Annotated in this window: 10 protein-coding genes and 1 pseudogene; 9 read left to right on the top strand and 2 right to left on the bottom strand. The window is 68.6% G+C overall.

The features are described 5' to 3' along the window. From P3L51_RS31785 to P3L51_RS31760, 6 genes and pseudogenes are all read left to right on the top strand, one after another. Positions 1-496: pseudogene (locus P3L51_RS31785) on the top strand (type VII secretion integral membrane protein EccD); the annotation flags it as partial. A gap of 165 nt (positions 497-661) precedes the next feature. Continuing rightward, positions 662-952 (top strand): 30S ribosomal protein S15, encoded by a 291-nt coding sequence (rpsO, locus tag P3L51_RS31780; protein WP_023538273.1) that lies wholly within the window; start codon positions 662-664, stop codon positions 950-952. 407 nt (positions 953-1,359) lie between these two features. After that, positions 1,360-3,594, top strand: coding sequence for a polyribonucleotide nucleotidyltransferase (locus tag P3L51_RS31775; protein ID WP_354608795.1), 2,235 nt, complete (start codon positions 1,360-1,362; stop codon positions 3,592-3,594). Continuing rightward, positions 3,591-4,970 carry a M16 family metallopeptidase gene (locus P3L51_RS31770; protein ID WP_354608794.1) on the top strand — a complete coding sequence of 460 codons (1,380 nt, stop codon included), beginning with the start codon at positions 3,591-3,593 and terminating at the stop codon, positions 4,968-4,970. The genes P3L51_RS31775 and P3L51_RS31770 overlap by 4 nt, the downstream gene beginning before the upstream one ends. A 36-nt stretch (positions 4,971-5,006) precedes the next feature. Beyond that, the gene (gene dapB / locus P3L51_RS31765) at positions 5,007-5,771 is read left to right on the top strand and encodes a 4-hydroxy-tetrahydrodipicolinate reductase (RefSeq protein ID WP_354608793.1); all 765 of its coding nucleotides are present in this window, start codon (positions 5,007-5,009) and stop codon (positions 5,769-5,771) included. 5 nt (positions 5,772-5,776) lie between these two features. Continuing rightward, positions 5,777-6,235 carry a tetratricopeptide repeat protein gene (locus tag P3L51_RS31760; protein WP_354608792.1) on the top strand — a complete coding sequence of 153 codons (459 nt, stop codon included), beginning with the start codon at positions 5,777-5,779 and terminating at the stop codon, positions 6,233-6,235. Between the two features lie 111 nt (positions 6,236-6,346). On the opposite strand, the gene P3L51_RS31755 is transcribed toward P3L51_RS31760, so the two are convergent. Then, positions 6,347-6,895: an SCO5741 family PH domain-containing membrane protein gene (locus P3L51_RS31755; RefSeq protein ID WP_354608791.1), complete on the bottom strand. Its 549-nt coding sequence runs from the start codon at positions 6,893-6,895 to the stop codon at positions 6,347-6,349. 95 nt (positions 6,896-6,990) lie between these two features. Continuing rightward, positions 6,991-7,230 carry a hypothetical protein gene (locus tag P3L51_RS31750; protein ID WP_354608790.1) on the bottom strand — a complete coding sequence of 80 codons (240 nt, stop codon included), beginning with the start codon at positions 7,228-7,230 and terminating at the stop codon, positions 6,991-6,993. 301 nt (positions 7,231-7,531) lie between these two features. On the opposite strand from P3L51_RS31750, the gene thyX reads away from it, so the two are divergent. From thyX to P3L51_RS31735, 3 genes are all read left to right on the top strand, one after another. Next, positions 7,532-8,269, top strand: coding sequence for an FAD-dependent thymidylate synthase (gene thyX, locus P3L51_RS31745; RefSeq protein WP_354608789.1), 738 nt, complete (start codon positions 7,532-7,534; stop codon positions 8,267-8,269). Positions 8,270-8,577: 308 nt separating this feature from the next. Further along, positions 8,578-9,477: a 4-hydroxy-tetrahydrodipicolinate synthase gene (dapA, locus tag P3L51_RS31740; protein ID WP_354608788.1), complete on the top strand. Its 900-nt coding sequence runs from the start codon at positions 8,578-8,580 to the stop codon at positions 9,475-9,477. Positions 9,478-9,682: 205 nt separating this feature from the next. Then, positions 9,683-11,368, top strand: a complete 1,686-nt coding sequence (locus tag P3L51_RS31735) for a ribonuclease J (protein WP_354608787.1) — start codon at positions 9,683-9,685, stop codon at positions 11,366-11,368. Positions 11,369-11,638: the final 270 nt, after the last annotated feature.

Raw genomic sequence — 11,638 nt, 5'->3', positions numbered from 1 at the left:
GGCCCGGCGCGGACACGAACTGCTGGTCGGCCTGGTCGGCGGCTGCGCACTGGTGGCCGTCGGCGCCGCCGGCGTACTCGGATTCTCCGACGGCGTGTGGGGCCAGCTGCTCGCCCTCGCCACCGGCGTCGCCATGCTGATGCGCGCCCACCTCTTCAGTTACACGGCGCAGGTCGGCTGCGCCCTCGCCGCCGGCCTCGGCGCCCTCGTCCTGCTGGGGCTCGGGCTCTGCCTCAACCCCCCGGAGGGGCTGATCCGCGAGGCCCTGCGCGGTGACGGCGCGGGCCTCGACATCCGTACGGTCTGGCTGACCGCCGCCATCGCCGGGATCGCCACACTGATCATCGCCATCGGGCTGATCGTGCCCCAGAAGGGCGTCACGCCCTTCTGGGGGCGCTTCCTGGAGATCGCCGAGTCCTTCGTACTACTGACGGTCGTCCCGCTGTGCCTGGCGGTGTTCGACGTCTACCACTCCATCCGTGCGTTGACGTCTTGACTGGCTGGTACGCTGTGTGACGGCCGTTTGTGTACGCGTTCCGGTCTGTCCGGAACCAGCGACCGAACATCATCGGCCGATCACCCCGCCACCCGAGTAACCGAAGATCCCCAGCGAATTCGACCTGGGGCACTCGATGGCCACGAAGACCCACGAGGAGTACGCGTGCCGCTTGCCGCCGCTACGAAGAAGCAGATCATGTCGGAGTTCGCCACCAAGGAAGGCGACACCGGCTCCCCCGAGGTCCAGGTCGCGATGCTCTCGCGCCGTATCTCGGACCTGACCGAGCACCTCAAGACGCACAAGCACGACCACCACTCGCGTCGCGGTCTGCTCATCCTGGTCGGCCAGCGCCGTCGCCTGCTGCAGTACCTGGCGAAGAAGGACATCCAGCGCTTCCGTGCGCTGGTCGACCGCCTGGGCATCCGCCGCGGTGCGGCCGGCGGCGCCAAGTAGTACGCCGTGAAGGGAGCGGTTCCCACACACCGGGAACCGCTCCCTTCGCCGTATGCGCACGAAGCTCAGTAACCTGTTCGCAGGAGCACAGCTCCCGGACACCGCTGAGAAGCACCACGAAGCACCTGCACGAACGAGCAACAGCGCACCACGAGCACGACCAGCATGACGAGCACGATCAGCACCACCCGTACGACAGAAGGCATCACCCACTGACGAGGGGAAGCGCCCCTCCGCCGCCGCCGGTCCTCGGTAGTGGCCCCCGGAACGGCGCGGCGAACGCCGCCCGCGGCCCACGCCGCCGCCCCGGGAGCTTCGATCGAAGACCGGCCCGCAGGAGCGCTTCTCCGCCTGTCCCCCGCCACACGGGCGCGGGACGAAAGACGACAAGTATCGGAGAACCACTGGTGGAGAACGAGACCCACTACGCCGAGGCCGTTATCGACAACGGCACGTTCGGCACCCGCACCATCCGCTTCGAGACGGGCCGTCTGGCCAGGCAGGCCGCCGGTTCCGCCGTCGCGTATCTGGACGACGACACCATGGTGCTGTCGGCCACCACGGCTTCCAAGAAGCCCAAGGACAACCTCGACTTCTTCCCCCTCACGGTGGACGTCGAGGAGCGGCAGTACGCGGCCGGCAAGATCCCCGGCTCCTTCTTCCGCCGCGAGGGCCGGCCCTCCGAGGACGCGATCCTCACCTGCCGCCTCATCGACCGGCCGCTGCGCCCCTCCTTCAAGAAGGGCCTGCGCAACGAGATCCAGATCGTCGAGACGATCATGGCGCTCAACCCCGACCACCTGTACGACGTGGTCGCGATCAACGCCGCCTCCTGCTCCACGCAGCTGGCCGGCCTGCCCTTCTCCGGCCCGATCGGCGGCACCCGTGTCGCCCTGATCAAGGGCCAGTGGGTCGCGTTCCCGACGCACACCGAGCTCGAGGACGCCGTCTTCGACATGGTGGTCGCCGGCCGCGTCCTGGAGGACGGCGACGTCGCGATCATGATGGTCGAGGCCGAGGCCACCCCGAAGACGATCCAGCTCGTCGCCGATGGCGCCGAGGCTCCCACCGAGGAGATCGTCGCCGCCGGACTGGAAGCCGCGAAGCCCTTCATCAAGGCGCTCTGCAAGGCCCAGGCCGACCTCGCCGCCAAGGCCGCCAAGCCCACCGGTGAGTTCCCGGTCTTCCTCGACTACCAGGACGACGTCCTGGAGGCCCTCACCGCCGCCGTGAAGAGCGAGCTGTCGCAGGCGCTCACCATCGCCGGCAAGCAGGACCGCGAGGCCGAGCTGGACCGCGTCAAGGAGCTCGCCGCCGAGAAGCTGCTCCCGCGGTTCGAAGGCCGCGAGAAGGAGATCTCCGGTGCGTACCGCGCGCTGACGAAGTCCCTGGTCCGCGAGCGCGTCATCAAGGACAAGGTCCGCATCGACGGCCGCGGCGTCACGGACATCCGTACGCTCGCCGCCGAGGTCGAGGCCATCCCGCGCGTGCACGGTTCCGCGCTGTTCGAGCGTGGCGAGACCCAGATCCTGGGCGTCACCACCCTCAACATGCTCCGCATGGAGCAGCAGCTGGACACCCTCTCGCCGGTGACCCGCAAGCGCTACATGCACAACTACAACTTCCCGCCGTACTCCGTCGGTGAGACCGGCCGCGTCGGTTCGCCGAAGCGCCGTGAGATCGGCCACGGAGCGCTCGCCGAGCGCGCCATCGTGCCGGTGCTGCCCACGCGCGAGGAGTTCCCCTACGCGATCCGCCAGGTCTCCGAGGCGCTGGGCTCCAACGGCTCGACGTCCATGGGCGCGGTCTGCGCCTCCACCATGTCGCTGCTGAACGCCGGTGTGCCCCTCAAGGCCCCCGTCGCCGGTATCGCCATGGGCCTGATCTCGCAGGAGATCGACGGCAAGACGCACTACGTCGCCCTCACCGACATCCTCGGTGCTGAGGACGCCTTCGGCGACATGGACTTCAAGGTCGCCGGTACGAAGACGTTCGTCACCGCGCTCCAGCTCGACACCAAGCTCGACGGCATCCCCGCCTCGGTCCTGGCCGCCGCGCTGAAGCAGGCCCGCGACGCCCGCCTCCACATCCTCGATGTGATGAACGAGGCCATCGACGTCCCGGACGAGATGTCCCCGAACGCCCCGCGGATCATCACGGTCAAGATCCCGGTGGACAAGATCGGTGAGGTCATCGGCCCCAAGGGCAAGATGATCAACCAGATCCAGGAGGACACCGGCGCCGACATCACGATCGAGGACGACGGCACCATCTACATCGGTGCCGCCGACGGACCGGCCGCCGAGGCCGCCCGCGCCACGATCAACAGCATCGCCAACCCGACCATGCCGGAGGTCGGCGAGCGCTACCTGGGTACGGTCGTCAAGACCACCACCTTCGGCGCGTTCGTCTCGCTGCTCCCCGGCAAGGACGGTCTGCTGCACATCTCGCAGATCCGCAAGCTCGCCGGCGGCAAGCGCGTGGAGAACGTCGAGGACGTCCTCGGTGTCGGCCAGAAGGTCCAGGTCGAGATCGCCGAGATCGACCAGCGCGGCAAGCTCTCGCTGATCCCCGTGATCGAGGGCGAGGACGAAGAGAAGAACGACGAGCAGGACGACCAGAAGGACGAAGCCTCCCAGTGACGTTTCGTAGTTCGACGACGACGGCCCGCACCTCCTCGGAGGTACGGGCCGTCGCCCGTACCCAAACCCTCCTGGAGGGGCAGAACGGTATCGACATCGTCCGCCGCACGACCCTCCCCGGCGGCCTGCGCGTCGTCACCGAGTCCCTGCCGTCCGTACGGTCGGCGACCTTCGGCATCTGGGTACAGGTCGGCTCGCGCGACGAGACGCCCACGCTCAACGGCGCCACGCACTACCTGGAACACCTCCTCTTCAAGGGCACCAAGAAGCGCAGCGCCCTCGACATCTCCTCCGCCATAGACGCGGTCGGCGGCGAGATGAACGCCTTCACGGCGAAGGAGTACACCTGCTACTACGCACGCGTGCTCGACACCGACCTCCCCCTCGCCATCGACATCGTGTGCGACATGCTCACGGGCTCGCTGATCGAGGCCGAGGACGTCGACGCGGAGCGGGGCGTCATCCTTGAAGAGATCGCCATGACCGAGGACGACCCGGGCGACTGCGTGCACGACCTCTTCTCGCGGACGATGTTCGGCGACACGCCCCTCGGCCGCCCCGTCCTGGGCACCGTCGACACCGTCAACGCCCTCGACCGCGGCCGGATCGCCCGCTTCTACAAGAAGCACTACGACCCGACGCACCTGGTGGTCGCCGCCGCCGGCAACGTCGACCACGACACCGTCGTACGGCAGGTGAGCCGCGCCTTCGAGAGGGCGGGCGCCCTCTCCCGTACGGACGCCGTCCCCGTCGCCCCGCGCGAGGGCCGCCGCGACCTGCGCACCGCCGGCCGCGTCGACCTGCTGAACCGCAAGACGGAGCAGGCACACATCGTCCTCGGCATGCCGGGCCTCTCCCGCACCGACGAGCGCCGCTGGGCGCTGGGGGTCCTCAGCACTGCCCTCGGCGGCGGCATGAGCTCCCGGCTCTTCCAGGAGGTACGGGAGAAGCGCGGCCTCGCCTACAGCGTGTACTCGTACACCTCCGGCTTCGCCGACTGCGGACTCTTCGGCGTCTACGCGGGCTGCCGCCCCAGCCAGGTCCACGACGTGCTGAAGATCTGCCGCGACGGGCTCGACCAGGTCGCGTCCGAAGGACTCAGCGACGAGGAGATCGGCCGCGCCGTCGGCCAGCTCTCCGGCTCCACCGTCCTCGGTCTGGAGGACACCGGCGCGCTGATGAACCGCATCGGCAAGAGTGAGCTGTGCTGGGGCACCCAGATGTCCGTGGACGACATGCTGGCTCGGATAGCGGCCGTCACCCCGGACGACGTGCGCGCGGTGGCGCGCGACGTACTGGGGCAGCGCCCCTCGCTGTCGGTCATCGGACCCCTCAAGGACAAGCAGGCCGACCGGCTCGACGAAGCGGTCGCCTGACCACTCCTCTCCCCAGCCTCCTAAGGAAGCAGAGCGATGAGCACCACACTGCGGGTGGCCGTACTCGGCGCGAAGGGCCGCATCGGCTCCGAGGCGGTACGCGCCGTCGAGGCCGCCGACGACATGGAACTGGTCGCGGCCCTCGACCGGGACGACGAACTGGAGACCCTCGCCGACACCCGGGCCCAGGTCGCCGTCGACCTGACCACGCCCACCGCGGTGATGGGCAACCTGGACTACCTCGTACGCCACGGCATCCACGCCGTCGTCGGCACCACCGGCTGGACCGACGACCGCCTGGCGCGGCTGGAGACGGTGCTGGCGGGCTACCCGGAGACGGGCGTGCTCATCGCGCCCAACTTCTCCATCGGGGCCGTCCTCACCATGAGGTTCTCCCAGGCGGCCGCCCGCTACTTCGAGTCCGCCGAGGTCGTCGAGCTGCACCACCCGAACAAGGCCGACGCCCCGTCGGGCACCGCCACCCGCACCGCCCAACTGATCGCCGCCGCCCGCGCGGAGGCCGGCTCCGCGCCGCAGCCCGACGCCACGGTCACGGGGCTGGACGGGGCGCGCGGCGCGGACGTCGACGGTGTCCGCGTGCACTCCGTACGGCTCCGAGGACTGCTGGCGCACCAAGAGGTCCTGCTCGGCGCCGAGGGAGAGACGCTCACCATCCGGCACGACTCCCTGCACCACAGCAGCTTCATGCCGGGGATCCTCCTCGGCGTTCGCCGCGTGGTCGCCACGCCGGGCCTCACCTTCGGCCTGGAGCACTTCCTCGACCTGAACCTGCCGGACTGACCGCCGTGCCCGCCAAGATCTTGTACTTCGTCATGGCAGCCCTCCTCGTGGGCTACTTCGTCCTGGTCGGCGGTCGCGGCGTCGCGCTCATCGGGATCGGTACGCCGCTGACCGTCACCTTCGGGATCGCCGTGCTGGTGCTGCCGGTCATCGGCGCCTGGTTCCTCTGGAAGAACACCCAGTTCGTCCAGCGGGCCAACCGGCTCGCCGCCGAGCTGGACGCCGAGGGCGGCCTGCCGGTGGACGAGCTGGTACGCACTCCGGGCGGCCGCGTGGACCGCGCGTCGGCCGACGCCGTCTTCGCCGCCCGCCGCGCGGAGACCGAGGACACCCCGGGGGACTGGCGCTGCTGGTTCCGTCTCGCGGTCGCCTACCGCGACGCCGGTGACACGCCCCGGGCCCGCGAGGCGATGCGGCGCGCGATCACGCTCCACGCGGCGAACCCGGCGACGGCCGCGCGATGACGCCCCGCTGAGCCGCCGCTTCAACAACAACGCGACCGGGGCGAGCGGTTCGACACTGTCGAACCGCTCGCCCCGGTCGGATCGCTCAACTCACGACTACGGGGCGCCTGTTCAGGCGCGCCGGTACTCGTCGCCCCACGCCTCGACGGAGTCCGCCGCCCGGTCGAAAGCCTCGGAGCGCGACAGGAAGTCCGCGTTGTGATCGGTGAGCAGCAGCCGCTTCTCACCGTCACGCAGTACGAGCAGGAGCGCCTGCCCCTGCACCGTCCGCGGCAGGCCCAGCCAGCGCACCGGCTGCTGCACCGTACGGACCTCCACGGCCTCGTTCCACGACACGGTTCGGGTCATGAGCAGTCCCACGCGCCGTACGCCGTGCTCGCTGACCCACGCGCCCACGCGCAGCAGCCGCAGCGCCGCGGCGATCATCACCAGCGAGATGCCGAGGCAGACGGTGGCGCCGGACACCGCCCCGGCGAACGCGATGATCATCGTCGCGAGCAGCACGAACGAGGCGAGCAACAGAAGCAGCGCCGACGCGCCCACCCGCCACGGTCCCGGGCGGTAGGGGCGACGCCAGCGGTCGTGGTCGTCGAACGGCAGCGCGACATCATCGCTGGTCGCGTCAAACGCACGGTCGGCCGTCAGGAAGGGCAGGGGCACGACTGATCCTCACTCACAAACACGCTCGATCGGGCGGTGCTGGCTGAGGTTATCGAGGAGCACCCCGTCACGACCACTCAGGGGGGCCGGACGGGTCAGCGGCCCGGGGACGCCTCGGACTGCTGCGACTGTCCGGACGACTGACCTGATTCGAGGGCGGGCATCCCGAACAGCAGTGAGCCCGCGAACCCGGCCGCGACGATCAGCCCGATGAGTGCGCGACTCATGAGCTCGGACCGGTTGATCCGTTGCCTGGGAGGCGGAGTGACGTTACTGCGGAAGCTGTCGGCCTCGGCGACGAATGCGAACGGAACGGCCTCACGCCGGCGGAACATGGGGAAGAACTCCTTGCGGTCCTGCGAATGGATACGAGCGGACGGGATGCGAGTGGATGGGAGTGGAAGCCTGGGCGGTAGTGAGAGATGTGACTCGGTGCCGCTACCGAGTCAGACGCGCGGGACGACCATTTGGTGCCCGATTTCGCCGAATTGGCGAACAACAGCACGAAGTACGCACGCTCGTCACCGCCAGCCACCGCACGGTGCCGCGTGTGGCCGGAGTGGTCCACGACGCGTCGAGTGCCTGGTCGTAGAGTGGGCGCCGCCCGTGAGAACGCGACAGGAAGGACCCCCGCCGGTGAGTGAGACCCCCGCCGAGACCAAGCCCAGCTTCCGCAGTGAGGTGACCGTCGATCTGGTGAAGCACACCGCGGCCGACTCCGATGTCCTGTGGGCCGCGCGCGTCTCCACCGCGGGCGAGCAGTCCCTGGAGGAGCTCTCCAAGGACCCCGAGCGCTCGAAGGGCCTCATCAACTACCTGATGCGCGACCGCCACGGCAGCCCTTTCGAGCACAACTCGATGACCTTTTTCATCAGCGCCCCGATCTTCGTGTTCCGCGAATTCATGCGGCATCGCGTGGGCTGGTCCTACAACGAGGAATCCGGGCGCTACCGGGAGCTCCAGCCCGTCTTCTACGTCCCCGACACCTCGCGCAAGCTCGTCCAGCAGGGCCGCCCCGGGAAGTACGTCTTCGTCGACGGCACGCAGGAGCAGCAGGACCTCGCCGAGCGCGCGATGACGGAGTCGTACCGCCAGGCGTACGAGGCGTACCAGGAGATGCTGGCGGCCGGCGTCGCCCGCGAGGTGGCCCGCGCGGTGCTGCCGGTGGGCCTCTACTCGTCGATGTACGCGACGTGCAACGCACGCTCGCTGATGCACTTCCTGGGGCTGCGCACCCAGCACGAGGCGGCGAAGGTGCCGAGCTTCCCGCAGCGGGAGATCGAGATGGTCGGCGAGAAGATGGAGGAGCAGTGGGCGCGGCTCATGCCGCTCACGCACGCCGCCTTCAACGGCAACGGCCGGGTGGCGCCGTAGGCCGTCGGCGGGGGCCCGCAGGGCTGCCGTTGCGCACAGATGTACGGGCCATGGTGTCAAGTGTCCGGATTGCGGCGTTTCGAGAAGTTCATCTAGGCTGATCAAACGGACCCGGCACTGCCTGAACCCCCGAGCAGTCAGTGCCGGGCTCCGTACACTGGACCTCAGGGGGAGTGTTTCCCCTGAGCCCCGGGCGGTTCCCCAGCCCCGCACCACCCCAGTGGCCCGCATCCGCACCGCGGGTCCCCGACCTGCCCGTGTGCCCCCGAGGGGACACGCCGAGCCGAGCAACGAGTAGCGTGTTACCCATGGCTCCGATCTCCACTCCGCAGACCCCCTTCGGGCGGGTCCTCACCGCCATGGTCACGCCCTTCACGGCGGACGGCGCACTCGACCTCGACGGCGCCCAGCGACTCGCCTCGCATCTGGTGGACGCAGGCAACGACGGCCTGATCATCAACGGCACCACCGGCGAGTCCCCGACCACCAGCGACGCGGAGAAAGACCAGCTCGTACGGGCCGTCCTGGAGGCGGTGGGAGACCGGGCACATGTCGTCGCCGGCATCGGTACGAACGACACCCGGCACAGCATCGAACTCGCCCGCACCGCCGAACGCACCGGCGCACACGGCCTGCTCGCTGTGACCCCGTACTACAACAAGCCGCCGCAGGAAGGCCTCTTCCAGCACTTCACGGCCATCGCCGACGCCACCGGGCTGCCGGTGATGCTGTACGACATCCCGGGCCGAAGCGGCGTCCCCATCGACACCGAGACCCTCATCCGTCTCGCCCAGCACCCGCGTATCGTCGCCAACAAGGACGCCAAGGGCGACCTCGGCCGAGCCAGCTGGGTCATCGCCCAGAGCGGCCTCCCCTGGTACTCCGGCGACGACATGCTCAACCTTCCGCTCCTCGCGGTCGGCGCCATCGGCTTCGTCTCCGTCGTCGGCCATGTGGTCACCCCGGAACTGCGCGCCATGCTCGACGCGCACGTCACCGGCGATGTCCAGAAGGCCACGGAGATCCACCAGAAGCTGCTCCCCGTCTTCACCGGCATGTTCCGTACGCAGGGAGTCATCACCACCAAGGCGGCGCTCACCCTGCAGAAGCTGCCGGCCGGGCCGCTGCGCCTCCCGCTCGTCGAGCTCACGGAGCACGAGACGGCACAGCTCAAGATCGATCTCGCCGCCGGCGGGGTAGAGCTGTAACCGAGGCCTCGCCTTCACGAACGCGATTGCATGAACCAGGTTTCATGAATATCGAAAATATCGAACTTCACAACTGAATAACCGAACACACCGGTGCTGGGCATTCCGCCCACTCGGACAACAAGCAAGTGCAACAGCAAGTGCACGAATGTCACGCGCGCCACGTGCCTCAGCGGTACGTGGCGTGTGTGGTGAGGAGAGTCTTTTGAGTCATCCGCATCCCGAACTCGGCGCCCCGCCGAAGCTGCCCAAGGGCGGCCTGCGCGTCACCCCGCTCGGTGGCCTGGGCGAAATCGGCCGCAACATGACGGTCTTCGAATACAACGGCCGTCTGCTGATCGTCGACTGCGGCGTCCTCTTCCCCGAAGAGGAGCAGCCGGGCATCGACCTGATCCTGCCGGACTTCACCACCATCAGTGACCGCCTCGACGACATCGAGGGGATCGTCCTCACGCACGGCCACGAGGACCACATCGGTGGCGTCCCCTTCCTGCTCCGGCTGAAGGCGGACATCCCCCTCATCGGTTCCAAGCTGACCCTCGCCCTGATCGAGGCCAAGCTCCAGGAGCACCGCATCCGCCCGTACACCCTCGAAGTGACCGAGGGGCATCGGGAGCGCATCGGCCCGTTCGACTGCGAGTTCGTCGCGGTGAACCACTCGATCCCGGACGCGCTGGCCGTCGCCATCCGCACCCCCGCGGGAATGGTGGTCCACACCGGCGACTTCAAGATGGACCAGCTCCCGCTGGACCGTCGCCTGACCGACCTGCCGACCTTCGCCAGACTCGGCGAAGAGGGCATCGATCTGCTGCTCTCCGACTCGACCAACGCCGAGGTGCCGGGCTTCGTCCCGCCCGAGCGGGACATCTCGAACGTCCTGCGGCAGGTCTTCGGCAGCGCACAGAAGCGGATCATCGTGGCGAGCTTCGCCAGCCACGTCCACCGCATCCAGCAGATCCTCGACGCCGCCCACGAGTACGGCCGCAGGGTCGCGTTCGTCGGCCGCTCGATGGTCAGGAACATGGGCATCGCCCGGGACCTGGGCTACCTCAAGGTCCCGGCCGGCCTCGTCGTCGACGTCAAGACGCTCGACGACCTCCCGGACAGCGAGGTCGTCCTCGTCTGCACCGGCTCCCAGGGCGAACCGATGGCCGCGCTCTCGCGCATGGCGAACCGCGACCATCAGATCCGGATCGTCCCCGGCGACACGGTGATCCTGGCCTCGTCCCTCATCCCGGGCAACGAGAACGCGGTCTACCGCGTGATCAACGGCCTGACCCGCTGGGGCGCGAACGTCATCCACAAGGGCAACGCCAAGGTCCATGTCTCGGGCCACGCCTCCGCCGGCGAGCTCCTGTACTTCTACAACATCTGCAAGCCGAAGAACCTGATGCCGGTCCACGGCGAATGGCGCCATCTGCGCGCCAACGCCGAACTCGGCGCGCTGACGGGGGTCCCGAAGGACCGCATCGTCATCGCCGAGGACGGAGTGGTCGTCGACCTGGTCGACGGCAAGGCCAGAATCGTCGGCAAGGTCCAGGCGGGTTACGTGTACGTCGACGGGCTCTCGGTCGGCGATGTGACCGAGACGTCCCTCAAGGACCGTCGCATCCTCGGCGACGAGGGCATCATCTCCGTGTTCCTGGTGGTGGATTCGACGACCGGGAAGGTCGTGGGCGGCCCGCACATCCAGGCGCGAGGCTCCGGTATCGAGGACTCCGCGTTCGCCGCCGTCATCCCGAAGATCGAGGAGATCATCGGCAAGTCGGCATCGGACGGCGTCGCCGAGCCCCACCAACTCCAGCAGCTGGTGCGGCGATCGGTGGGCAAGTGGGTCTCCGACACCTATCGTCGGCGCCCGATGATCCTGCCTGTGGTCGTCGAGGTCTGACCTCGGCTCGACCTCAACACCGGAGCGGGGCCCCCGATTTGCTTCGGGGGCCCCGCTCCAGTAGGTTTACGGCTCCACCTGAACGGGAACCGCGAGGCGCTAACGTGCCGGAGCGGCGAGCCGGACCGGGTGGGAATTCCGACTCAGAATCTCTGATAAAGTCGGAAACGCCGAAAGGGAAACGCGAAAGCGAATATCTGGAAGCGGTCCCGCTGACTGGGAATCAGGCGCCGAAAGGTTCTGATAGAGTCGGAAACGCAGGACAGCAAC

This window comes from Streptomyces panacea (assembly GCF_040560175.1).
Lineage (GTDB): Bacteria > Actinomycetota > Actinomycetes > Streptomycetales > Streptomycetaceae > Streptomyces > Streptomyces panacea.
The sequence above is the reverse complement of the archived record's forward strand: the minus strand, read 5'-3'. Positions and strand labels throughout refer to the sequence as shown.

Bases quoted from the DNA above. Each gene is read 5' to 3' on its own strand.
- P3L51_RS31750 (WP_354608790.1), bottom strand. From the start codon at position 7,230: ATGTTCCGCCGGCGTGAGGCCGTTCCGTTCGCATTCGTCGCCGAGGCC.
- dapA (WP_354608788.1), top strand. From the start codon at position 8,578: ATGGCTCCGATCTCCACTCCGCAGACCCCCTTCGGGCGGGTCCTCACC.
- dapB (WP_354608793.1), top strand. From the start codon at position 5,007: ATGAGCACCACACTGCGGGTGGCCGTACTCGGCGCGAAGGGCCGCATC.